Genomic DNA, 24,066 nt, shown 5'->3' on the forward strand with positions numbered 1-24,066 from the left:
GGGCGCTGTGAGCTTTCCGCCTCAGCGTAACACGCCCCCAACCGGACAGGGCACGGCGCCCCCTCATCCGGCGCTGCGCGCCACCTTCTCCCGCCGGGGGAGAAGGGAAAGAGCCGCTTTACAGGCTCGCCGCCGCCCGCGCCGCCTGGTCGTAATGGCCCGAGAGCGAGCGCATCGCGGCGGCGATCTCGGAGAGGCGCGCCGGGTCCAGGCCGGTGCCGAGCACTGATTTGACCAGGAGCTGCTCGCGGATCTGGGCGTAGCGCTTGCAGGCGTCTTCGCCGGCCTGGGTGACCTGGACGGTCTTTTCCTTGCCCTTGCGGCCGCCCTTCAGGAGTTTGAGGCGTTCGAGCTTCTTGAGCGAGTAGTTCACCAGATGCGTGTCCTCGATATTGAGGACGAGGCAGATATCGGCGAGGCGCTTGGGTTTGCTGCGATGGTTGACGTTGTGCAGTACCAGCACGTCGAGCTGTGACAGATCGGCGAGGCCGGCCGCCGCCATGGCGCGCACGATCCAGCGCTGGAAGGCGTGCGCCGTCATGTTCATGGCGAACTCGAACTCCGACAGCGCCGGCATCGCGCCCGAGGCGAGGTGGCCGGAGGAGACGATGGGTCCGAGGTCGTCGGGGGAGGGATTGGACTCTGGCATTTTGCGACCGCTCGTCATTCTCGGGCGGCGCGGTCGCGCCAACCCGAGAATCTCCTGCAAGAGATGGTCGGCTCAAGGCCGACCATGACGGTGTTCCTCACATCTTCTTATAGGAGTCGACGATCGCCTGGCCGTCGGTGCCGGCCTTCTTCAGCCAGTCGGCGGTCAGGGTTTCGCCAGCCTTCTTGAAGCCGGCGGTGAGCGCGGGCGTGGGCTGCAGGATCTTCAGGCCCTTGGCCTTGAGCTGGTCGAGATACCAGTTGGTCTTGTCTTCCCAGGCCTTCCAGCCGCGCGCTTCGGCGGTCGCGGCGGCTTTCAGGATCGCCTCCTGCGTCGGCTTGTCGAGCGCCTCGAAAGCCGCCTTGTTGACGAAGGTTGCGTCCTTCGGGATCCAGGCCTGCACATCGTAGAAATGCGTCAGCGATTCCCAGACCTTGCTGTCATAGCCGGTGCCGCCCGAGGACATGAACGAGTTGACCACGCCGGTTGCCAGCGCCTGGGGCAGCTCGGCCGCCTGGATCGTCACCGACTGCATGCCGAGCAGTTCGCCCAGGCGCGCGGTGCCGACATTGTAGGAGCGCCATTTCAGCCCCTTCATGTCCTCGATCGTGTTGAGTTCCTTCTTGGCGTAGACGCCTTGGGGCGCCCAGGGAACCATGAAGAGCAATTGCAGGCCCTGGGCTGCGAGCTTCTTCTCCACCGCGGGCTTCGAGGCTTTGTAGAGCTTCATCGAGTCCGCGAAGCTGGTGGCCAGGAACGGTACCACGTCGATGCCGAACAGCGGGTCCTCGTTCTCGTGGATCGAGAGCAGCACTTCGCCCATCTGGGCTTGCCCGCTCTGCACGGCGCGCTTGATCTCCGGCGCCTTGAACAGCGATGCGCCGGGGTGGATGGTGATGATGAGCTTGCCTGACGTCGCGGCCTCGACGTCCTTGGAGAAGGCGACGAGGTTCTCGGTGTGCGGGTTGTCGGACGGGTAGGCGCCCGGCAGGTTCCATTTGGTTTGGGCTGTGGCGGGGGCTGCGAGCGCGAGCGCGCTGATGCCGAAGGCGAACGCGGCGGCGGCCAGGGTTCTGCGGCTGATCATGATGCGTATCCCTCTCTGTTGTTCGGCTTTTTTGGTCAGTCCGGGAAAGCGAGCTTCGGCAGATAGAGCACGATCTGCGGGAAGGTGGTGATGATGATCACGGCGACGTTGAGCAGAAGAAAGAACGGGAAGGCCGCCTTCGCCACCGTCATCGTGTCCTTGCCGCTCATGTTCTGCAGCACGAAGAGGTTGAAGCCGACGGGCGGGGTGATCTGCGCCATCTCGACATGGATGATCAGGTAGACGCCGAACCAGACCAGGTCGAAGCCGGCCTCCTTGACCATCGGCAGCACGATCACGGCGGTGAGCACGATCATCGAGATGCCGTCGATCAGGCAGCCCAGGATGATGTACATGCAGGTCAGCGCCAGCACGAGCATATGTGGCGAGAGTTGCTGGCCCTTGACCCATTCGGCGAGTGCTGCCGGGATGCCGGTATAGGCCATGGCGGCGGTGCAGAACGCGGCGCCGGCCAGGATCAGCATGATCATGCAGGTCAGCCGCGTCGCGCTCATGATGCTTTCGAGCAGCGTCGGCCAGGTCAGCGTGCCGCTCCACCAGGCGAGCAGCAGCGCGCCCATCACGCCCCAGGCGGCGCATTCGGTCGCCGTGGCGAAGCCGAGCACGAGCGAGAGGAAGACGAGCGCGATCAGGATGAGGCAGGGCGCGAGCTTGGCCGATTCCCTGAGCTTGGTCAGGAACGGCATGACCGGGTCGCGCGGCGGTGTCTTGTCCGGGTTCAGCAGCGACCAGATGATGACGTAGCCCATATAGAGCGCCATCACGAGCGCGCCGGGCAGGAAGCCGCCGAGGAAGACCTGCAGCACCGAGACATTGGCCGTGACCGCATAGACCACCATCGGGATCGAGGGTGGGATCAGCAGGCCCAGTGTTCCGGAGCCGGCGAGCGAGCCCAGCGCCATGCTGTCGTCGTAGCCGCGCTTCTTCAATTCGGGCAGGGCGATCTTGCCGATCGTCGCGCAAGTCGCCGCCGATGAGCCCGAGACGGCGGCGAAGATGCCGCAGCCGATGATGTTGGTATGGATCAGCCGGCCCGGCAGCCATTGCAGCCAGGGCGAGAGGCCCTTGAACATCTGCTCGGAGAGGCGGGTGCGGAACAGGATCTCGCCCATCCAGATGAAGAGCGGCAGCGCTGCCAGCGTCCAGGAGGCCGAGGCGCTCCAGACCGTGGTGGCGAGCACCTGGCCGATCGGGATGTTGGTGGTGATGACCATGGCGAGCAGGCCGACGAGGCCCAGCCCCACCGCGATCCAGACGCCGCTGGCGAGGATGGCGATGAGGAAGCCGAGCAGCACCATCGAGAGTTCGGGCAGGCCGAGAGCGGGAAACATGGTCTCAGACTCCCCCGCCCGAAGCGACGCGTTCGATAAGTTCCTCGGGCGTCGCTGCCGGCTCCTTCTCATAGGTCGGCCGCCGGCCGGAGGCGACGATCAGCCATTCGTCGAGAATGGCGATCAGCAGGATCGCAAGCCCGGCGACGAGGCCGAGCTGCGGGATCCAGAGCGGGATCGAGACGACGCCGGTCGACATGTCGAAGAAGCGCCAGGAATCATAGGCGAGTTGGCCGGCCTGCCAGGTAAAGTAGCCGATGAAGGCCGCGGCGATCGTCAGCGAGAGCAATTCGGCGATGCGCTTGGGCCGGCCTTGCAGTCTTTCGAGCAAGAGCCCGACGCGGATCATCTCGCCGCGCTTGAAGGTGTGGGCGAGGCCGAGGAACGCCATCGCCACGAGCGACCATGAGGTGAAGTCGTCGCCGGAGGGTACGTTGAGATTGATCTCGCGGCCGATCGAGAGGAGCATCATCAGCCCGAAGATGGCGACGAGGAAGGCGCCGGCGGCGTAGCCTGCGGCGAGGTAGAGGAAATCGAGCGCGCGACGGATCACTCCGGCCTCATTGCGACGCGCGTCGTCGATTGTCAGGGCTGACCCCGTCATTGCATCCTCCTGCTTCGTGAGAGCCCGGTATGCTCGGGCTCCAGATCCGCCTGGCCCCTCTGCCATGTTCCGGTCACAATTGGGATCGTAGCCGCCGAATCCTGCTTGTCAACGTTTCATCGGCAATTTATCGATGAAACGTCATCGGGCCTCTCGCCCGCTTGTTCGCGCCGAGGGAGGCTTCACATGACGACGGGTCGCTGGGATTTCTGGATCGACCGTGGTGGCACCTTCACCGATGTGATCGGCCGCGATCCCTCAGGCAAACTTCACGCCAGGAAGCTGCTCTCGGAGAATCCGGGCGCCTATCGCGATGCGGCCGTGCAGGGCATCCGCGACCATCTCGGGCTGAAGACGGGAGAGCCGATCCCAGCCGGGCTGATCGACGAGGTGCGGATGGGCACCACGGTCGCCACCAACGCGCTGCTCGAGCGCAAGGGCGACCGCACGCTGCTGGTCATCACCAAGGGTTTCCGCGATGCCCTGCGCATCGGCTACCAGGCGCGGCCCGACATCTTCGCCAAGGAGATCGTCAAGCCCGAGCAGCTCTATGACGCCGTGGCCGAGATCGACGAGCGCGTGCTGGCCGATGGCGAAGTCGAGCGCGCGCCCGACGAGGCCGCGATCCGCGCTGCGCTTCAGGCGCAGTTCGATGCCGGCTTCCGCGCCGTCGCGATCGTCTTCATGCACGCCTATCGCTATCCCGCTCATGAGCAGGTCGCGGCCCGCATCGCCCGCGAGATCGGCTTTCCGCAGGTTTCGGTGAGCCATGAGGTCTCGCCGCTGATCAAGCTGGTCGGGCGCGGCGATACGGCGGTGGTTGACGCCTATCTCTCGCCGATCCTGGGCCGCTATGTCGCGCAGGTCTCGGAGGAACTCGACATCGCCCGCACCGGCGCGCGCTTGATGTTCATGATGTCCTCGGGCGGCCTGACTGCCGCGGAGCTGTTCCAGGGCAAGGACGCGATCCTCTCCGGCCCGGCCGGCGGCGTCGTCGGCCTTGCCGAGACCGGCCGCTCGGCCGGCTTCGACAAGGTCATCGGCTTCGACATGGGCGGCACCTCGACCGACGTCGCCCATTTCGACGGCGAGTATGAGCGCGCCTTCGAGACCGAGGTCGCCGGCGTGCGCATGCGCGCACCGATGATGCTGATCCACACGGTCGCGGCCGGCGGCGGCTCGATCCTGCATTATGACGGCGCGCGTTTCCGTGTCGGGCCCGATTCCGCCGGCGCCAATCCGGGGCCGGCCGCCTATCGCCGTGGCGGGCCGCTCGCGGTGACCGATGCGAACGTCATGGTCGGCAAGCTGATCCCGGCCTATTTCCCGCCGATCTTCGGCGAGAAGCGCGATCAGCCGCTCGATGTCGAGACCGTCAAGACGAAGTTCGCGGCGCTCGCGGCCGAGGTCGGCGATGGGCGCAGTCCTGAGGAGGTCGCTGACGGCTTCATCCAGATCGCGGTCGCCAACATGGCTGAGGCGATCAAGAAGATCTCGGTCCAGCGCGGCTACGACATCACCCGCTATGCGCTGAACTCCTTCGGTGGCGCCGGCGGGCAGCACGCCTGCCTGGTGGCCGATGCGCTCGGCATCAAGACCGTGCTGCTGCATCCGTTCTCCGGCCTGCTCTCGGCTTATGGCATGGGGCTCGCCGAAATCCGCTCGACCCGGACCGCGGCGCTCGATGTGCCGCTCGACGATGGGGCGAAGGCTGCCATCGCAGGCGTTGCCGACAAGCTCGCGGCCGAGACCCGCTCCGAACTGACGGGGCAGGGCGTGCCGACTGAGGCGATCGCCATCCATACCAGAGCCCATATCCGCTATGCCGGCACCGACACCGCGATTGCCGTCGCGGCCGGCACCCGCGCCGAGATGAGGCAAGCCTTCCAGCTCGCGCATAAGGCGCGCTTCGGTTTCATGGACGAAACCAAGGCGCTGGTCGTCGAGGCGGTCGAGGTCGAGGCCGTCGGCGGCGGGGCGAAGTTCGAGGAGGCGTCGGCGCCCGAGAGCGCCGGCGAGCCGGCAGCAGCCGAGCGAACCCGCCTCTTTTCGAAGGGGCAGTGGCATGAGGCGGCAATCGTGCGCCGCGAGGCGATGTCTCCCGGTCAGCAGATCGCGGGGCCGGCCATCATCATCGAGCCCAACCAGACCGTCGTGGTCGAGGAGGGCTGGTCGGCCAAGCTCACGGCCAAGGACCATCTCGTGCTGGTGCGCTCGAAGGCGCTGGTCCAGAACGCCGCGATCGGCACCAAGGCCGATCCGGTGATGCTGGAGATCTTCAACAACCTGTTCATGTCGATCGCCGAGCAGATGGGCGTGACGCTGCAGAACACGGCCTATTCCGTGAACATCAAGGAGCGGCTCGACTTCTCCTGCGCCGTCTTCGACACCACGGCCTCTCTCGTCGCCAACGCGCCTCACATGCCGGTGCATCTGGGCTCGATGGACAAGTCGGTCGAGACCGTCATCAAGAACAATCCGGTGATCAAGCCGGGCGATGTCTACTGCCTGAACGCGCCCTATAACGGCGGCACGCATCTGCCCGATATCACCGTCTGCACGCCGGTCTTCGACGAGGCGGAGAAGGAGATCCTGTTCTGGGTGGCGAGCCGCGGCCATCATGCCGATGTCGGCGGCGTGGCGCCTGGCTCGATGTCGCCGCTGGCGACGCATATCGAGGAGGAGGGCGTCTATATCGACAATTTCAAGATCGTCGATCAGGGCCGTTTCTGCGAGGATGATCTCGTCAAGCTCCTGACCGGCGCACGCTACCCCGTCCGCAACGTCGTCCAGAACGTCAACGACCTGAAGGCTCAGATCGCCGCCAATGAGAAGGGCGTGGCCGAGCTCAGGAAGATGATCGCCTCCTTCGGGCTCGAGGTGGTCCAGGCCTATATGGGCCATGTCCAGGACAATGCGGCCGAGAGCGTGGCGCGGCTTTTGACCAAGCTCCACGACGCCGAGTTCACCTATCCGATGGACCAGGGTTGCGCGATCAAGGTCAAGGTCACGATCGATCGCGAAAAGCGCGAGGCGACGGTCGATTTCACCGGCACTTCGGGGCAGCGTGGCGACAATTTCAACGCGCCGGCCCCGGTGACGCGCGCCGCCGTGCTCTATGTCTTCCGCGTCATGGTCGATGATGCGATCCCGATGAATGCCGGCTGCCTCAGGCCGATCAGGATCATCATCCCGGAGGGGTCGATGCTCTCGCCACGCTATCCGGCCGCCGTGGTGGCGGGCAATGTCGAGGTCAGCCAGGCGGTGACGAACACGCTGTTCGGGGCGCTGGAGGCGATGTCGGCCTCGCAGGGCACGATGAACAACCTCACCTTCGGCAATGACGAGTACCAGTATTACGAGACGATCTGCTCGGGCTCGCCTGCGGGGCCTGGCTTCAACGGCACCTCGGGCGTGCATGTCCACATGACGAACTCGCGCCTGACCGATCCGGAAATCCTGGAGACGCGTTTCCCGGTCGTGCTGGAGGATTTCCACATCCGGGCCGGCTCCGGCGGCAAGGGGCAGTGGAGCGCCGGCGACGGCACCAGCCGCACCATCCGTTTCCGCAAGACCATGGACTGCGCCATCCTCGCCTCGCATCGCAAGGTCCGCCCCTTCGGCGTGAAAGGCGGCGAGGCCGGGCAATTGGGCAAGACAACGGTGCGCAGGCTGTCCGGCGTGGTCGAGGAGCTGAAGCCCTCCGATCAGACGCTGCTGCAGGCCGGCGAGGCGGTGACGGTGATCACGCCGACGGCCGGGGGATATGGCAAGCCGAAGGGATGAAGGATTGCCCGCGTCTTGCCGTGTCGGGGGACGATGCGTTGCGCCTGCTCATGAATGGGCTGGCGTCGTGCCTTTCACGGCATTGGCCCGCGCGACATAGGAGACCTGGCCGTCGCGCCCGGCGGTCAGGTGTGCTTTGACCCTCTCCTTCAGGAGCGCGACATCGCTTGGCGCCATTGCGGCGATCGCGCCACTGATCGCGGAGCTGAGCAGGCAGATCCTCCAGAACTCGTCGAAATCGGCAAAGTCGCGTTGCACCGTGATCTCGCGCGTCTCGACATTGATCAGGCCGGCTTCCGTCCAGAGCCGCGCCAGGGCGTCGATCCGCGCGATGTCGGCCTGTGGCGGACGCAGCGGCTCGAACCCGAAGGCCCTCATCTCCGCCTGGATCGGCTCGAGCGGGAAGCCGCCGCCGGGAATGTCCCAGGCATAAGCCGCGACCAGCCCGCCGGGGCGCAAGACCCTGACCATTTCCGCGACGCCTTTGACAGGGTCGGGAACGAAGAAGATCACCAGCGCCATGATGGCGGCATCGAAATCCCCGGCCGCAAACGGCAGCGCCATTGCGTCGCCAAGCGCGAACTCCGCCAGCGCGGCGACGGGCCGCGTCCGCGCGAAAGCCAGCTGCCCGGGCGATGGATCGATGCCCTTCAGCATGGCGGGCGCACAGCGATCGAAGATCAGCTGGGTCGAAGCGCCGTTGCCACAACCCACATCGACCCAGCGCAGGCCCGGGGCCGGGGCGAGCCAATCGAGGAAGACGTCGCCGGCGAGCCGGCTCCATTTGCCCATCATCTGCTCATAGGCCGCTCCGTCATCGAAGCGAATCTGCTGCTGGGTCATTGGGACATCCTCTCACCTGCGATGGGCGGCGAACCATCGGACTGGAAAGAAGCGGCAGCAAGGCTACAGTCCCTGACAGCCTCTAACTCCAGAGACCCCCACGGAGACACCCCATGCCCCAGACCTGGATGATCACCGGCGCCAATCGCGGCATTGGGCTGGCGCTGACCATGGAATTGCTGCGCCGTGGCGACCATGTCGTGGCGGCGGCGCGCAATCCCTGGGGCGGGGCGCTGGCGGAACTCGCGGCCGAGCACACATCGGCGCTGATCCCGCTCGAGCTCGACGTCACCTCCGATGACAGCGTCGCAGCGGCGAAGGCCGCGCTCGGCGATCAGCGGCTCGATGTGCTGGTGAACAATGCCGGCCTCTATGGCCCGCGTGACAAGCAGAGCGGGCTGAGCGTCGATTTCGACGCCTGGCGCGAGGTCTTCGAGGTCAATGTCTATGCGCCCTTGCGGGTGGCGCAGGCCTTCCTGCCCAATGTCGAGGCCGGCGCCGGCCGCAAGATCGCGACCATCTCCAGCCGCATGGGCTCAATCGGCAGCAATCCGTCGGGCTCGCTGATCTACCGCTCGTCCAAGACGGCGGTGAACATGGCCATGGTCGTGTTCGGCAACGCCATCCGCGAGCGCGACGTCAGCGTGCTCCTGTTCCACCCCGGCTGGGTCCAGACCGATATGGGTGGCGGCGCGGCCGACATCTCGCCGGCTGAGAGCGCCTCCAGCCTGATCCGCACGATCGATGCGTCGGGGATGGCCGAGACCAACAGCTTCCGGAGCTGGACGGGCGAGACGATTCCCTGGTGAGGCGTCGCTCGCGGCCGCTCAGCTCGCGCGCGCCGAGGCGAGCCAGAGGCCGCCGCCGATCAGGAAGCCGCCGCTGACCTTGGACAGCAGCCGGATGCGCTTCTGCGAGAGCAGGCGTCCGGCCCGGCTGGAGAGCAGGGCGTAGGCACTGTCGCTGATTGCGGCGAAGAGCATGGCGGTTGCGCCCATGATCGCGATCTGGGTGAGATGATCGCGGCTTGCGTCGAGAAACTGCGGAAAGAAGGCGCCGAAGAAGAGCAGCGTCTTCGGATTGCTGAGCGCGACCAGCACGCCCTGCAGGAAGAAGCCACCGCGCGGCGCCTTGGCTGGTGCTGCGCCGTCCTCACTGCCGCCGGCTGCGCGGAACATCTTCCAGCCCAACCAGATCAGATAGGCCGCGCCGGCAAGGCGCAGCCAATCGAACCAATGACCCATCGCCGCGATAACCGAGCTCAGGCCGATACCGACGATGCCGATCATGATCGCGAGGCCGGCTTGCGTTCCCGCCACATTCTGGAGCCCGGCGCGGCTACCGTGCTTGAGGCTGTTGGCGATGATCAGCGTGACGGTCGGGCCTGGCACGATGATGATGACGAGACAGGCGATGAGATAGGCGGCGTAGAGTTCGAGCGACATGGCGGCTGGTCTCCGATGGGACCGGCTCTTGCTCTGCCGCTCCGTCATGCGAGTCTAGCCCTGCGCTCTGTCGGGGGGAAGAGAGGCTGGAATGGGTGCAACCGGTTTCAAAGTCGTCCCGCTGACGCGGGAGCGCTGGCCCGACCTCGAAGATCTCTTCGGCCCCAAAGGGCCTTGCTATGGCTGCTGGTGCAATCATTTCCGCATGTCGCAGAAGCAGCGCATGCCCCTGCTGGGCGAGGGCGCGCGGCTGCTGTTCGAGGAGCGGGTGCGAAACGGGCCGCCGCCCGGCCTCCTCGCTTTTGAGGGCGACATGCCTGTCGGCTGGCTGCAGGTCGGCCCGCGCGCCGATATTCCCGAATGGAACAACCCGCGCCGCGCCTCGACGCCGTTGGCGGACGCGCCCGCCGAGGATGAGCGCAACTGGGCGGCCTCCTGCTTTTTCGTGCGCAAGGGCTTTCGCGGCAAGGGCGTGACCGCCGATCTGCTCGACGGAGCGATCGGCTTCGCGCGTGACAGCGGCGCGCGGCTGCTCGAGGCCGCGCCGATGGATCACGAATTCAAGCGCAGCAGCGAGGGGTTCTATGTCGGAGCCGAACGTGTCTTCCTGCGGGCGGGCTTCAGCGAGGTCGCGCGGCAGAAGGAAGGCCGGCCGCTGATGCGCCTGGTCCTGTGACGGCTTTTCAGAGCTTGGCCTGAAATGAACCGAGCCATATCAGGGGCTTGCGATCGCTTGCTGTCACCCGCACCGTCATCCTGGACAAGCCGCGTCAGCGGCGCAGAGCAACTGTCATGTTCAGCTTGCTTTGTTGTTGAATTGCCAGGGTTTTTGATTGCGCGCCATGGCGTTGAGAACGACGAGGATACGTCTGGCGAGTGCGATGAGGGCGACTTTGGCGGCTTTGCCGGCTTTGCGCAGGCCGTCATAGATGGCCTTGGCCCAGGGATTGTGGAGCTTGGCTGCGAAGGCGGCGAGGTAGAGGCTGCGCCGCAGGGCGTCGCGTCCGGCTTCGATGTGGCTGATGCCGCGGGATTTGCCGCTGTCGTACGGATAGGGAGCGACGCCGGCCAGCGCCGCAGCCTTCCTGGCGTCGATATGGCCGAGTTCAGGCATCTCGGCGAGGAGGACCCGGATGGTGTTGGGTCCGATACCGGTCATGCTGTCGAGGAGCTCGGCCTTGGCGCTGAACTCCTCATCGGCTGCGATCAACACTTCGATGGCGGCCTGGGCTTGCTTCACGGTACTGCGGATGGCGTCCATCTCGGTCTCGATCACGCGGCGCAGGGCCTCGACCTCGATGTGATCGAGGCGGTTCTGCAGGCGCAGGAGGTAGGCTTGCGCCCGGGCGATCTCACGCGACCAGAGCGTCAGCTCCTGCTGCGAGAGGCTGGGCTTTGGGAAGGGCCTGGCCTCGTGGGCGACGAGGAAATCGGCGATCAGGCGGGCATCGAGCGGATCGGTCTTGGCGCGGTTGCCGCGTGCCTTGGCGAATTGACGGCAGCGCCAACTATCGACCATCAGCACGGTGAAGCCCGCCTCGCGAAACAGGCTGACGGCAAGCCGTTCATATCCGCCGGTCGGTTCCATGCCGACGGTGGTGAAGCCGGCCTGCAGCAGACGCTTGATCTGCGCCAGGATGGCCGGCGCGGTATTGTCGATCCGCACGACCTTGCTGGCGATGGCAAGGTCGAGCCAGCCTTTGGAAACGTCGATGCCGACGGGGCTGTTCTGTGTCATGGTCATAAGCATCCCAGGCTTGGAAGCGAGGTCAAAAGCCCCGTGCAACTGTTCGGACTGGCTTGGGTGCGGCCGACTGCTCTTGCTCTGTTCAACCTCTTGAGGGCTGACCGGGATCTCGGCATCTCGACCGCGCCGGCTGGGGATGGCCGTCCCCGGCCGGCCAAACCATCTTACACAGTCTGCCTTTCCAATCCGGGATCCATCGTAGAGCGCAGTTCCCTACGATGGATCCCGGGTCGAAGCTTCGCTTCGCCCAGGATGACGGCGCATGGGTGATCGAGGCAGAGCCATTGAAATCTCTGGGTTCATTTCGGGCCAGACTCTCAGGCGTCGGCGAGAATGAAGTTCCGCAGCACTTCGAGGGTCCGTTCGGGATCGTCCGGGACAATGCCATGGCCGCAGCCCGCGAAGCGCTCGAAACGGAGATGTTCGGGTGGAAGGCTGCCCGCGATCGTCTCGCTGAAGGCGATCGGCATGATCGGATCGTCCTCTCCGCCCATGACCAGGACCGGGTAATTCAGATTGGCTAATGCAGCGCGAAAATCAAAGCGCCCCTGTTCGTTGTTCGGACCGTTGAACCGGACGCCCGTTTCGTTTCGGGAGATGAGCCGTGGCAACCACTCGGCGGGCCCGCGCGCTCGGGGTGTGTAGAGCGGTACGCATATCTCCCGATAAATCTGGCGGGTTCCGTCCGACGGATTCGACCAGTAGGCCTTCGCTGCCGCACCGGCTTTCGTGCCGCCGAATCTCTCGAATGCCGCATAGATTGTCGGGAAATCGACTTTCGCTGCCGTGCTGATCAGGATCAGCTTGGCCGCATGCTCCGGATACCGCGTGGCGTAGGACTGGGCCACGAAGCCGCCGAACGAGGTGCCGAGCACGATGGGCTTTTCGATGCCGAGCGCATCGCAGAGGCCTTTCACGTCATCGCCCCATTGCGCGAGCGTCCAGCTTTCGCGCGGACCGTCCTCGCTGCGTCCGCAGCCGCGATGGTCGTAATAGATGATCTGCGCGATGTCGCTCAGCGTGGAGAAGGCGGGTTTGTAGATGCTGTGGTCGGCGCCGGGGCCGCCATGCAGCAGGATCAGCGTCGGCTTTTGCCGCATGCGCGGGCCGTCGGGTACCAGGCCCGAGCCTTCGACGTCGACATAGAGCCTGATGCCATTGACCTTGACGAACATGGCCGCGCTCCCTTGCCTCAGGCGCATTCCCTTGCCTCGGGCGATGGAGCGACGATAGTCACGCCCTGGATTCGCTCAAGCCCGCGGTTCCGCCGTTATAAGGACCCCACACATGATCCGCATCACGCTCGCCGGCTGCACCGGCTGGGTCGGCAAGGCGCTCGTCGCGGCGATCATGGCCGCGCCCGATCTCGAATTGGTCGCCGGCGTTTCGCGCAAGGCTGCGGGACGCGATCTCGGCGAGGCGGCTGGGCTTTCCGCCAACGGCCTGCCGGTGTTCGCCAGCATGACTGAGGCACTGCGCGTGCCCTGCGATGTGGTGATCGACTACACCAAGCCCGACAGCGTGAAGGGCAATGTGCTCGCGGCGGTCGCGGCCGGACGCCATGTCGTCGTCGGTGCATCCGGCATGACGGGCGAGGACTATGCCGAGATCGACATGGCGGCGAAGGCTAAAGGCGTCGGCGTGCTCGCCGCCGGTAATTTCTCGATCACCGCGACATTGCTGCGCCGCTTCGCCCGCGAAGCGGTCAAATATGTTCCCGATGTCGAGATCATCGACTACGCTTCGCCCTCCAAGCCCGACACGCCGTCCGGCACCGGGCGCGAGCTGGCCGAGACGCTCGGGGCCGAGCGCATGGCCGCGACCTCCAAGCCGGTCTCCGAGCTCGGTGGCGTGCGCGAGACACGCGGCGGCGCGATCGGCGCGCCCCATCCGGTGCAGGTCCATTCGGTGCGGATGCCCGGCTTCGTGCTCTCCTGCGAGGCTGTGTTCGGGCTGCCCGACGAGCGTCTGGTGATCCGCCACGATGCCGGCACATCGGCAGCGCCCTATGTCGGCGGGACCTTGCTGGCGGCGCGTCGCGTCTCCGATCAGACCGGCCTGAGGCGCGGGCTCGACAGCCTGATGGGCTGATGAAGTCGCTGCGAGGGGGCGGCGCCGCGCAAAGGTCGATAACTGGCTAAATAATTGATATTATTTGATTTAGCTGCGCTCTGTTAACCGCTCGTTTGTCCGCCTCTGCGAAACCTCGCGCCAATCCGGCGAGAGTGGCTTTGGCGATGCGGCGAGTGGGTTTGACGGCGAAGATCACGCTGCTGTTCGCGCTGCTCGGCCTCGCGGCGGGGCTTGGTCTGTTCAGCGCGGTGAAAGGCCTCGACGAGGTGCGCGAGATCGACCGGCAGGCTTTCACCAGCCTGGCATTGGCGAACAAGGCCGCCTTGCTCTCGAACCGGGTGGCGAATGCGTCCTTGCTCAGCCAGTTCGACGAGACGGCCAGCCCGCGCGCCGTCGAGGCGGCGCTCGATACGCTGGACGGCGCTGTCGATCTCGTCGATGCGGCGCGGGCGAGCCTGCTCTCGGCCTTGCCGGACGCGATCCGCCAGGCCAACGCGACACTCGACCCGAACATCCACACCTTCATCGCCTTCAAGAAGGATATCGTCGAGATCGGCCGGCGTATCTCGCCCAAGGCCGCCTTGCTTGAAGCGAGCGCCGATGCGGCCCGCGAGAACGTCCGCCAGATCATCTCCGTCACCTCCAAACTCACCGATGATCTCGACAAGCGTGCGCAGATCAGTGCCGCGCAGGCGGGCGCATTGGCCCAGGCGCTGCGCCTGCGCGTGATCGTGATCGCGCTGTGCCTGCCGCTCGGCGGGGCATTGCTGGCGGTCTATCTGCTGCGCACCCATCTGACGCGGCCCCTGCGCGAGTTGATGGCGGCGATCGGCGTCGCGACGTCCTCGTCGCAGGTCATCGAGGTGCCGCATGTGCATCGGCGTGACGAGATCGGCCAGCTTGCCCGCACGGTGCGGACATTGAGCGAGGTCCGCACCACCCTGGTGACGCGCGAGGCCGAGGCCGATCTCGCGCATTCGCATGCCGGTGCGCGGACGCAGGAACTCGGCCGGATCGCCGAGGCCTTCGAGGACAGGATCGGCGTCCTGCTGGCCGATATCGCGGGGCTCAGCGAGGTGCTGCACGGCGCGCTGCAGGAAGCGGCTGTGCGCGCCCAGCAGGTTTCGGCGGCCTCGGGCACGGCGGCGACCGCGGTCGAGGGGGCCGGCGCGGATGCGCTAGGTATCACCGAGGCGGCCTTGCGGCTCGAACATGTCGTTGGGCAGATCAACAGCGAGGTCGGCCGGGTTTCGCAGACGGCCTCAGTGGCGAACCGGGACGCGGCGGGCGCCGTCCATCTGGTCGGCCGCCTGACCGAGAACGCGGCCCAGATCCGCGATGTCGTCGGCCTCATCGAGGCGATCGCGCGGCAGACCAATCTCTTGGCGCTGAACGCGACGATCGAAGCGGCGCGCGCCGGCGTGCATGGGCGCGGTTTTGCCGTGGTCGCCAATGAGGTCAAGGCGCTCGCCGGCCAGACGGCCGATGCGACGGCGCGGATCGTGCGCCGCATCGGCATGGTCAACAGCGCCTTGTCGGACGCGGCCCAAGCGGTTTCGGGCATTGTAGCCAGCGTCGGCGCGGTCGAGCAGACCAGCACCGAGATCTCGACCATGGTCGGTTCGCATGCCGAACTGCTCGGCTCGCTCGGCGATACGGTCGCGCGGATCTCCTCCGTCACGGGTGCTGCCGCCGGCGCCATGGCCGAGATCGCCATGGCCAATGCGCAATCGGTCGCCCAGGCCGATATGGGCGCGGCCGGCGCCCGCGATCTCGATGCCCGCATCGCGGCGCTGCAGGGCGAGGCCGAGGAGTTCGTCCGTCGCCTGCGCGCAGCCTGAAGTCACGCTTGCCATTCCGGCGCGACTCGCGGCGTTGTGCGGCATGATCCGGACCCATCCATTTTCCCGCCAATGAACTGGTCGCCGCAGCAGGATGCCGCGCTCACCGCGGTCGCACGCTGGCTCCAGGCCGGCGAGCCGCAGCTTTTCCGGATGTTCGGCTATGCCGGCACGGGCAAGACCACCTTGGCGCGCCATATCGCCGAGGCCGTTGACGGCGATGTCGTCTTCGCCGCCTTCACCGGCAAGGCCGCGCTCGTCCTGCGCAACAAGGGCTGTGTCGGCGCGCAGACGATCCATTCATTGATCTACCGCTCGCGCGGCGTCGAGGAGGAGAGCCCGACCTTCGTGCTCAACCGCGAGAGCGTCGCGGCCAAGGCCAAGCTGATCATCATCGACGAATGCTCGATGGTCGACGAGGATCTCGGCAAGGATCTGCTCTCCTTCGGCACGCCGGTGCTGGTGCTGGGCGATCCGGCGCAGCTCCCCCGGTCAAGGGCGGCGGCTTCTTCACCGAGGTCGAGCCCGACGTCATGCTGACCGAGGTGCATCGCCAGGCCGCCGACAACCCGATCGTGCGGATGTCGATGATCATCCGCGAGGGTGGCCGGCTCGATGTCGGCGATTACGGCCAGAGCCGCGTCATCCGGCGCGATGAGGTGACGCCCGAGATCGTGCTCGGCGCCGACCAGGTGCTGGTCGGCATGAACAAGACGCGGCGCAACTACAATGCCCGCATGCGCCAGCTCATGGGCCGCACTGAGACGGTTCCTGTCGCGGGCGAGAAGCTGGTCTGCCTGCGCAACGACAAGAGCAAGGGCCTGCTCAATGGCGGCTCATGGATCGTGCAGGAGCTGAAGACCTCGAAGAAGGGGCTCGTCACCATGCGGGTGACGCCGGAGGACGACACCGGCGGCAAGCCCGTCAAGGTTTCGGTTCTGCCGAATTTCTTCGACGGCACCGAGGATGAGGTGCCTTGGGAGTTGCGCAAGCATACCGACGAATTCACCTTCGGCTACGCGCTGACCGTCCATAAGGCGCAAGGTTCGCAATGGGACGATATCGTCCTGTTCGACGAAAGCTTCGCCTTCCGCGAGCACCGGGCGCGGTGGCTTTACACCGGCCTGACACGGGCGGCGGAGACGATCACGGTGGTTGTCTAGGGGCGTTGCTTCGCCGGAAAGTTGACCTTAGGTTAGGTTGTGTCGACAGCCTGGGGGCGGCATGAACCTGATCCATCATCTGGTCGCACCTGCCAGGCCGGACGCGGCAGTACCGCGCCTGCTCGTCGTCGTGCTGCACGGTTTCGCCGGCGCCGCGGCCAACCGCCCCTCAATGGTGAGCGCCATCGCTGGGGTCTTCTCGCAGGCTGCGATCTACGCGCCGGAGCTGCCTTATCGCAGCCAGTTCTGCGACGAGGCCATGGTCGATATCGTCGCGTGTCTCGCAGACGAGATTTCCAGGCATTTCGCCCGCGAGAGCTATGACGACATCATCCTGGTCGGGCACTCGACGGGCGCGCTGGTGGCGCGAAAGCTCGTTCTCGTCGCCTGGGGCATGGCTGAGGATGTGAAGGTCGCCTGGCCGGCGGGGGCCGACCGCCTGCCCTGGGCCAAGGCGATCAACCGGCTGGTTTTCCTCGCGGCGATCAATCGTGGCTGGACCTTCAACTCCGCCATCGGTTTCTGGGACGGGTTTTTGTGGCGCGTTGGCACCAATTTTCTGCAATTGCGCGGCTGGCTGAAGAGCTCCAAGGACAGGAGCCGGCAGGCGACGATCCTGCAGATCCGGCGCGGTTCGGCCTTCCTAGCGGCGACACGCCTGCAATGGCTCGAGTTGATGGCCGACCCGGCGCGCAAGCGCGAGAAGGAGCTTTTGATCGTCCAGGTGATCGGCACGGTCGACGACATCGTTTCGCCGGAAGACGCTGTCGATCACGTACTCGACTCGACCTTGCCGGTCGATCGTACCCGTTCGGATGAGAGCGTCTGGGCCCGTTTCTTCATGCTGGAAATGCCGCAGACGAGCCATGTGCAGGCCTCGGTTTTGTTCCCTGTGCAGGGGCCCGACGATGCCGTCCATGCCGAGCGGCGTGCCGTGCTGAAGGCTGCACTGGAGGAAAGCGCCGATGCCCTGATCCGCAACCAGCATTTCATCCGGCGCCGCCATATGGAAGACGACCTGCCGCCGCTGCCCAATCCTGCGATCCGGGACGTCGTCTTCGTCATCCATGGTATTCGCGACAAGGGCTTCTGGACCAAGAAGATCGCGCGCAAGATCAAGGAGCTCGCCGGGAAAAAGCCGCTCGACCTGGCAACGCTGTCAAAGCCGGAGCGGGAGGCGCTCGCGCCGCGACTGAGAGGCCTCGACAAGCCCAAGCGCGACCTGCTCATCCGCTCGATCACAGCGAGCTATGGTTATTTCCCGATGGCGCCTTTCGTCCTGCGTTGGCTCCGGCAGGAGAAGGTCGAATGGCTGCTCGATCTCTATGTCGAGACGAAAGCGCGCTATCCGAATGCGACGTTGCATTATGTCGGCCATTCCAACGGCACTTATCTGCTGGCTGGCGCGCTCGATTGCTGTCCGCGGGTCAGGTTTGAACGTGTCGTCTTTGCAGGAAGCGTGGTCCGGCGCGACTATCATTGGCCGAAGTGGCTCGGGGAAGGCGAGAACGCGCCGCCCGGCGCGCGGATCAAGGCGGTGATGAACTATGTCGCGACGGCCGATTGGGTTGTCGCGATCTTTCCGAATGCACTGCAGCGCTTCGTCTCCGTCGATCTCGGCAGCGCTGGCCATGATGGATTCGATGCTGAGCCCGACCATCCGCGGATGCTCGACATCCGCTATGTCGAAGGCAACCACAGTGCCGGCATCAAGGAAAGTCAGTGGGACGAGATTGCCAGTTTCGTGCTCGAGGGTACGTTGCCGTTGGTGAAGGGCCAGCAACCGCCCTTAGGACAGGAGAATCCCGATTATCGCACGGTACAGGACGGCTACACGCTCAACCTTGCTGACAACGCGTTTCGCATCATCTGCGTCGCGGTTTTCTTCGCGGCGCTGATCGTCGTGCTGCCGCTGGCCGCGGCAGTCGTGTTCGATATGGGGCCGCTGTTTTCAGCGATGCTCGGCATGTTGAGCCTGCTATTGGCCCTCTTGATCAAGGCTGTGCTGTTGCGCTTCTGAGGCGGCGTGCCTGCTTCTGACGCTTCACAACGCCTGCGCCGTCGTCCCCTTCGCCACCACCGGCCCGGTCGGCCGGCCGGTCGGCGAGCCTGTAGCGGCTTCGATGGTGATCTCGAAGAGCTGGTCCTTGCCAAGCGGGAGCTGGTCTAGCCGGAGCGGCGTCGTGCGGGCGCGCTCGATCAGCCCGACCGAGCGCGGCCCGACGGCACGGTCCCAGAGCGTCCAGATTTCGAGCGCCTTGCCCTCCGGCACATGGATTGCCTGCAGCGGCACCATCTCGACGCGGCCATCGGCGAAGGTGTTGACCACGGCCGCCGCGACGCTGGCCTCGGTCAGCAGCACAGCCACCATGACCGGCTGGCGCCTGGCCCGGTCGAGCGCCCCGTTGAGGCCGATGGCAAGCAGGATGGCCGCGAGCGCACCGGCAAAGGCCGCGCCGCGCCAGACGAAAAGGCTGTTCCACCAGGCCGACAGGCGGCTGCCGGCGGAGGCCTTGCCCAGGATTGTCGTCGCCGCCGCTCGCGCCGGGGCTGCGTTCTGCGCCAGCGTCGCCAGTTCGGCTTCGATTTGGCTCCATAGCGCTGGCGAGGGGGTAAGCGGGGTTGCCGTCGCGTCGATGCTGGCGAAATGGCGGCGCCAGCTCTCGACGGTTGCCGCGAGCTCGGGATCGCTTTCGAGCTGCTGCTCGAAGGCTGCGAGCTCGGCCCCCTCGATCAAGCCGAGAACATATTCGCCGGCCAAGGCGTCGCGCTCGGCTTGCGTCAGGTTGATGTCGGCGGAGGGGCTCATCCGAGGCACTCCTTCAGCGACATCAGCGAGCGCCTGATCCAGGATTTCACCGTGCCGATCGGCATGTTCAGCCTGCCGGCAATCTCGCCATGGGTCAGGCCCTGGACGAAGGCGAGCAGCACGATGCCGCGGCGCTGCGCCGGCAGCGTCTCGAGGCAGGTGCGCAGGGCTTTGGCGTCCGACAGCTTCGACATGACAGTCTCTGGATCGTCCTCTTCGCTCGCCATCTCCTCGGCGACAGGTTCTTCACGCGTTTCGGTGCGCTTCTCGTTGCGCAGGATCGAGAGCGAGCGGTTGCGCAGGATCGCGTAGATCCAGGTCAGGCCGCCGCCGCGCGCTGGGTCGAACCGCGCCGCATGCCGCCAGATCAGGACAAAGGCGTCCTGCACCGCCTCCTCGGCCAATGCGCGACGCTTCAGCAAACGCAGCGCCACACCCAGCATACGCGCGGACTCGGCATCGTAGATGCGCCGGAGCGCAGATTTATCGCCGGAAGCACAGGCACGCAGCGCCGTTTCAATCTCTGCAGTCTTTGCTGTCAGCGTGGCGTCGCTCGCCATTCCGGTCTCCCTTGCTGGCGCAACGCCCTGCCGGCCACGGCCCAGCCTGTTGTTACACATCTCAGACCGCTTCGGATGCGCCAAGATTCTTTATTTTTCCCGCCGCATCCGCAAACGGGAACGCGGCGTTGTCGCATCCGAGTGCTGCGGCCGGACAGAGGCCGGCGGCACCGGAACAGACAACCGGAGGATAACGGCATGGACCGCAACACCCGCCTTGCACTGATTGCTTCGACGATTCTTGGCGCATCCCTTATCGCGCCGCTGGCTGCCCAGGCCGGCATGCTGGCCGCGCTCAGTGGCGACGACACCCTGACGATGATCGACACCGCGACCCTGAAGGCCGGCAAATCGATGAAGGTCAGCGGCATTACCGGCAAGATCGCCGGCATCGACGTGCGCCCGGCCGATGGCATGCTCTATGCGCTGACGGTCGACGGCACGATCTATACGGTCGATGCCGCCGGCAAGGCGACGATGAAGTCCAAGATGGACACCGTGCTTTCGGCTACTGCCATGGCCACCGTCGATTTCAACCCGGTCGCCGACCGCATGCGCGTCATCGGCTCGGACGGCACCAATCTTCGCGTCAATGTCGATGACGGCAAGACCACGGTCGATGGCAAGCTGAAATTCGCCGAGACCGACATGCATAAGGGCGAAGCGCCGATGATCGTCGGCGGCGCCTATATCAATTCGGTGAAGGGCGCCAAGGAGACGACGCTCTATGACATCGACGCCAAGATCGGCGGCTTGATCAAGCAGGCGCCGCCCAATGATGGCGTGCTCGGAGCGGTCGGCAAGCTCGGTGTGATGCCGAAATCCATCGCCTTTGATATCGAGACGGCGGCGGATGGAACCAATACCGGCTGGCTGCTGGCGGACGGCGCCCTGCACAAGGTTGATCTCGCCACCGGCAAGGCGACAATGGTTGGACAGGTCACTGGGCTGAACGCGCCTGTGCGTGATGTCGCGGCGCTTCCGGCTTCTTAAGTCCGGGACGATCTGATCCGGCCATTCGGGAGGGCCGCCGCCTCGCAAGGGGTGGCGGCCCTCTTCGTTTTTCGTCCTCTGGCCCGGACGTCAGATAGGGGCGTCGCCATCGCCATCAAATGGCGCGATGTCCCTCTGCTTTTCGCCATTATTTGCATCGACCTTGTATCGTGATGTTTCGGTCGAATCGCGATCGGAGATGCATAGATGGCGACCCCGGACGACAGCCGCGCCGGCGGCATCGGGCTCCAGCGTTTCGGCCTTGGCGCAAGGCCGGGGCAGCCGCGCGATCAGCGTGGTGGGGCGCGTGAGCGCATTCTCGCGGAGGTCTCGCGCGGCGGTGTCGCGCAGCCGCTGAATCCGCCCTTTTCGGGCGCTGCCGAGATCGGCTCGGCGCTCTTCGCCTTCGAGGACAGAGAGCGCATGGAGCGCGAGGCGAGACTTGCCGCCGGGCAGGCGCAGGCCATGCAGGCCGCCGCCGCGCCACCAAATCCGCAGGCCGTGCAGAACCCGCAAGCTCCGGTCACTCCACAGCCCCCGGCCGGTCAGCAAAACCAGATGGCGCAGCCGGCCAAGCCGCCCAATGAGCCGTCGCTGCCCTTCAAGACCTATCGCGATGAGATCGTCGCCCGGGTTCAGCTCGCGCTTGAGGCCGAGAGCGGTTTCGCCGAGCGTTTGGTGATGTTCTGGTCGAACCATTTCTGCATCGCGGCGACCAAGAGCAATATCGGTCGCAGCATGGCGGGGGCCTATGAGCGCGAAGCCATCCGGCCCCATGTCTTCGGCCGTTTTGAGGAGATGCTGCTCGCGGCCGAGAGCCATCCGGCCATGCTCGATTTTCTGGACAACCGGCTCTCGATCGGGCCGGGCTCGCCCGCCGGAAAACAGCGCGGGCGGGGCCTGAACGAGAATCAGGCGCGCGAAATCCTCGAACTGCATACGCTCGGCGTCCATGGCGGCTATTCCCAGGCCGATGTCACCAATCTCGCTCGCGTCATCACGGGCTGGACCATGGTCGGGCGCGAGGCGGTGCTGGGCTTTCCCGGCTCCTTTGCCTTCAACATCGGTTTGCACGAGCCCGGAGCGCAGCCTCTGCTCGGCAAGCAATATGCTCAGCAGGGCATGGGCCAGGGGCTGGCGGCCTTGACCGACCTTGCGCATCATCCAGCCACCGCCGATTTCATCGCGCTGAAGCTGGCGCGGCATTTCGTGGCCGACGAGCCGCCGCCTGCTCTGGTCGCCTCGCTGTCGGAGGTATTCCGCCGGACGCAAGGCGATCTCGCCGCCGTCTCGCGCGCATTGCTCGAATCGAACGCGGCCTGGAATGCCGAGCCGACCAAGATCCGCTCGCCGCAGGAGTTTTTGATCGCGAGTTATCGCGCGCTTGGCCGCAAGGCCGATCCCGGTCAGATTCTCGGGCCTCTCGGTGTGATGGGCCAGCCCTTCTGGCAGCCTTCGGGACCCAATGGTTATCCCGACACGAACTCCGCCTGGGCCTCGGCCGAAGGCATCAAGACCCGCATCGATGTCGCCGCCGGCTGGGGTCGGCAGGCGGCCGGCAGCGTGCCCGATCCGCGCGCGCTGACCGAGGATATTCTTGGCCCGCTCGCCTCGCCCGAGACCCGCCAGACCGTGGCGCGGGCGGAAAGCAAGCCGCAGGCGCTGGCGCTGCTGCTGATGTCGCCCGAGTTCCAGCGGAGGTGAGCCCCATGACTGATCACTCCAAGGCGGATCTCGACGACGATTGCGAAGCAATGACGCCCTCGCGGCGGGCGGTTCTCGGCGCGGCGGGCGCGCTCTTCGCCTGGTCCTTCGTGCCGAAATTCGCCTATGCGGCGGCGGGCAGCCGTGATCCGCGCTTCCTGCTCGTGGTGCTGCGCGGCGCACTTGACGGCCTCTCGGCCGTGCCGCCGATCGGTGATCCCGACTATGCCGGGCTGCGCGAGGGGATCGCTTTGACCAAGGACGGTCCCGACGCCGCCTTGCCGCTCGATGGCTTCTTCTACCTGCATCCGGCCATGCCGAACCTGGCGCGGCTCTACGGTGCCGGCCAGGCTTCGATCGTGCATGCGGCGGCGACGGGCTATCGCGATCGCTCGCATTTCGACGGGCAGGACGTGCTCGAAAGCGGGCAGGCCGGTCCCGGTCACACCGAGAGCGGCTGGCTCAATCGCTTGATCGCGAGCCTGCCGCCCGGCGAGACGGTGTCGCGCCATGGCGTGCTCGGCGTCGGCGTGGTGCCGCCTTTGGTGGTGCGCGGCTCGGCGCCGATCCTGGGCTGGTCGCCGCCGCGCATGGCGCGCGCGGGGCCCGATCTGATGCAGCGCCTGTCCGACCTCTACGGCCAGCGCGATCCCGGGCTGGCGCGCGCGCTCTCGCAGGCGATCGAGACAGAGGGCATCGCGCTCCGCAGCAGCATGAATGGCGATATGCGCGGCGGTGGTGGCCCCGACAGCGCCGACGGCATGAAGCGCATCGCCGAGGGTGCGGCGGGGCTGGTCGGCGCCGATGACGGGCCGCGCATCGCCGCGCTCGCCTTCGAGGGCTGGGATACGCATGCCAATGAGGGTGGCGCCAAGGGGCGTCTGGCGCAATTGCTGGGTGGGCTGGACGGCGCGCTGGCGGCTTTCGAGCAAGGGCTCAAGCCGGTCTGGAAGGACACGGTGGTGATGGTGGTCACCGAGTTCGGCCGCACCGCGAAGGTCAACGGCACGGTCGGCACCGACCACGGCACCGGCACGATCGCCTTCCTCGTCGGCGGCGCGGTCAAGGGTGGGCGGATGGTCGTGGACTGGCCGGGGCTGAAGCCCGAGCAGCTCTACGAGAAGCGCGATCTCAAGCCGACGACGGACATCCGTGGCGTGGCCAAGGGCGTGGTGTCGGAGCTGTTCGGGCTCTCGGGGCCGGTCTTGGCGGAGAGGGTGTTCCCGGGCACCGGCGAGCTTGCGCCGATGCGGGGGCTGGTCGGGTGAGTCCTTCTCCCCTCGGGGGAGAAGGTGGCACGGCGAAGCCGTGACGGATGAGGGAAGTTCCTCATTCAAGACAAGAAAAAGGGCCGCTAACGCGACCCTTCCCTCATCCGTCTGCTGCGCAGACACCTTCTCCCCCAAGGGG

19 protein-coding genes and 1 pseudogene are annotated in these 24,066 nt (G+C 66.0%); 10 read left to right on the top strand and 10 right to left on the bottom strand.

Annotated features, from left to right (window positions below):
• Positions 1-118 precede the first annotated feature (118 nt).
• The 4 genes from RMR04_RS07610 to RMR04_RS07625 all read right to left on the bottom strand — a co-directional run bounded on the left by RMR04_RS07610 (position 119) and on the right by RMR04_RS07625 (position 3,692).
• Entirely contained in the window at positions 119-649 is a 531-nt protein-coding gene (locus RMR04_RS07610) for a winged helix DNA-binding protein (protein WP_311913908.1), read from the bottom strand.
• 97 nt (positions 650-746) lie between these two features.
• On the bottom strand, positions 747-1,736 hold the full coding sequence (locus RMR04_RS07615) for a TRAP transporter substrate-binding protein (protein ID WP_311913909.1): 990 nt from the start codon (positions 1,734-1,736) through the stop codon (positions 747-749).
• A 35-nt stretch (positions 1,737-1,771) separates the two neighbouring features.
• Positions 1,772-3,088: a TRAP transporter large permease gene (locus RMR04_RS07620; RefSeq protein WP_092167224.1), complete on the bottom strand. Its 1,317-nt coding sequence runs from the start codon at positions 3,086-3,088 to the stop codon at positions 1,772-1,774.
• A 4-nt stretch (positions 3,089-3,092) separates the two neighbouring features.
• Positions 3,093-3,692, bottom strand: coding sequence for a TRAP transporter small permease (locus tag RMR04_RS07625; RefSeq protein ID WP_311913910.1), 600 nt, complete (start codon positions 3,690-3,692; stop codon positions 3,093-3,095).
• Between the two features lie 186 nt (positions 3,693-3,878).
• Between RMR04_RS07625 and RMR04_RS07630 the strand changes: the two genes are divergently transcribed.
• Positions 3,879-7,478, top strand: a complete 3,600-nt coding sequence (locus tag RMR04_RS07630) for a hydantoinase B/oxoprolinase family protein (RefSeq protein ID WP_311913911.1) — start codon at positions 3,879-3,881, stop codon at positions 7,476-7,478.
• 48 nt (positions 7,479-7,526) lie between these two features.
• Here the strand turns inward: RMR04_RS07630 and RMR04_RS07635 are convergent, their stop codons facing one another.
• A complete protein-coding gene (locus tag RMR04_RS07635; protein ID WP_311913913.1) occupies positions 7,527-8,321 on the bottom strand; it encodes a class I SAM-dependent methyltransferase in 795 nt (264 codons plus the stop codon).
• 113 nt (positions 8,322-8,434) lie between these two features.
• Here RMR04_RS07635 and RMR04_RS07640 point away from each other — a divergent pair, with 113 nt between their 5' ends.
• Positions 8,435-9,130 (top strand): SDR family oxidoreductase, encoded by a 696-nt coding sequence (locus tag RMR04_RS07640; protein WP_311913915.1) that lies wholly within the window; start codon positions 8,435-8,437, stop codon positions 9,128-9,130.
• Between the two features lie 18 nt (positions 9,131-9,148).
• On the opposite strand, the gene RMR04_RS07645 is transcribed toward RMR04_RS07640, so the two are convergent.
• Positions 9,149-9,766: a LysE family translocator gene (locus tag RMR04_RS07645; protein WP_311913916.1), complete on the bottom strand. Its 618-nt coding sequence runs from the start codon at positions 9,764-9,766 to the stop codon at positions 9,149-9,151.
• Positions 9,767-9,857: 91 nt separating this feature from the next.
• On the opposite strand from RMR04_RS07645, the gene RMR04_RS07650 reads away from it, so the two are divergent.
• Positions 9,858-10,442 (top strand): GNAT family N-acetyltransferase, encoded by a 585-nt coding sequence (locus RMR04_RS07650; RefSeq protein WP_311913918.1) that lies wholly within the window; start codon positions 9,858-9,860, stop codon positions 10,440-10,442.
• A gap of 120 nt (positions 10,443-10,562) precedes the next feature.
• On the opposite strand, the gene RMR04_RS07655 is transcribed toward RMR04_RS07650, so the two are convergent.
• Together RMR04_RS07655 and RMR04_RS07660 are read right to left on the bottom strand one after the other, a co-directional pair.
• A complete protein-coding gene (locus RMR04_RS07655; RefSeq protein WP_311909627.1) occupies positions 10,563-11,504 on the bottom strand; it encodes an IS110 family RNA-guided transposase in 942 nt (313 codons plus the stop codon).
• 326 nt (positions 11,505-11,830) lie between these two features.
• Positions 11,831-12,688 (bottom strand): alpha/beta fold hydrolase, encoded by an 858-nt coding sequence (locus RMR04_RS07660; RefSeq protein ID WP_311913920.1) that lies wholly within the window; start codon positions 12,686-12,688, stop codon positions 11,831-11,833.
• Between the two features lie 112 nt (positions 12,689-12,800).
• Here RMR04_RS07660 and dapB point away from each other — a divergent pair, with 112 nt between their 5' ends.
• The 4 genes and pseudogenes from dapB to RMR04_RS07680 all read left to right on the top strand — a co-directional run bounded on the left by dapB (position 12,801) and on the right by RMR04_RS07680 (position 18,610).
• Entirely contained in the window at positions 12,801-13,604 is an 804-nt protein-coding gene (gene dapB, locus RMR04_RS07665; protein ID WP_311913921.1) for a 4-hydroxy-tetrahydrodipicolinate reductase, read from the top strand.
• A gap of 155 nt (positions 13,605-13,759) precedes the next feature.
• On the top strand, positions 13,760-15,427 hold the full coding sequence (locus tag RMR04_RS07670) for a methyl-accepting chemotaxis protein (protein WP_311913923.1): 1,668 nt from the start codon (positions 13,760-13,762) through the stop codon (positions 15,425-15,427).
• 72 nt (positions 15,428-15,499) lie between these two features.
• Positions 15,500-16,590 (top strand): annotated as a pseudogene (locus tag RMR04_RS07675) (ATP-dependent RecD-like DNA helicase).
• A 61-nt stretch (positions 16,591-16,651) separates the two neighbouring features.
• Entirely contained in the window at positions 16,652-18,610 is a 1,959-nt protein-coding gene (locus RMR04_RS07680) for an esterase/lipase family protein (RefSeq protein ID WP_311913925.1), read from the top strand.
• 24 nt (positions 18,611-18,634) lie between these two features.
• Here RMR04_RS07680 and RMR04_RS07685 read toward each other — a convergent pair whose 3' ends face one another.
• Positions 18,635-19,399: an anti-sigma factor gene (locus RMR04_RS07685; protein WP_311913926.1), complete on the bottom strand. Its 765-nt coding sequence runs from the start codon at positions 19,397-19,399 to the stop codon at positions 18,635-18,637.
• A complete protein-coding gene (locus tag RMR04_RS07690; RefSeq protein WP_311913927.1) occupies positions 19,396-19,959 on the bottom strand; it encodes a sigma-70 family RNA polymerase sigma factor in 564 nt (187 codons plus the stop codon). The genes RMR04_RS07685 and RMR04_RS07690 overlap by 4 nt, the downstream gene beginning before the upstream one ends.
• 198 nt (positions 19,960-20,157) lie before the next feature.
• Between RMR04_RS07690 and RMR04_RS07695 the strand changes: the two genes are divergently transcribed.
• The 3 genes from RMR04_RS07695 to RMR04_RS07705 all read left to right on the top strand — a co-directional run bounded on the left by RMR04_RS07695 (position 20,158) and on the right by RMR04_RS07705 (position 23,924).
• Complete coding sequence (locus RMR04_RS07695) at positions 20,158-20,952, top strand: DUF4394 domain-containing protein (RefSeq protein WP_311913929.1); 795 nt, start codon at positions 20,158-20,160, stop codon at positions 20,950-20,952.
• A 207-nt stretch (positions 20,953-21,159) separates the two neighbouring features.
• Positions 21,160-22,656, top strand: a complete 1,497-nt coding sequence (locus RMR04_RS07700) for a DUF1800 domain-containing protein (RefSeq protein ID WP_311913930.1) — start codon at positions 21,160-21,162, stop codon at positions 22,654-22,656.
• Between the two features lie 5 nt (positions 22,657-22,661).
• A complete protein-coding gene (locus RMR04_RS07705; RefSeq protein ID WP_311913932.1) occupies positions 22,662-23,924 on the top strand; it encodes a DUF1501 domain-containing protein in 1,263 nt (420 codons plus the stop codon).
• Positions 23,925-24,066: the final 142 nt, after the last annotated feature.

Origin of the sequence: Bosea sp. 685 (assembly GCF_031884435.1) — a bacterium.
Taxonomy (GTDB): Bacteria; Pseudomonadota; Alphaproteobacteria; order Rhizobiales; family Beijerinckiaceae; genus Allobosea.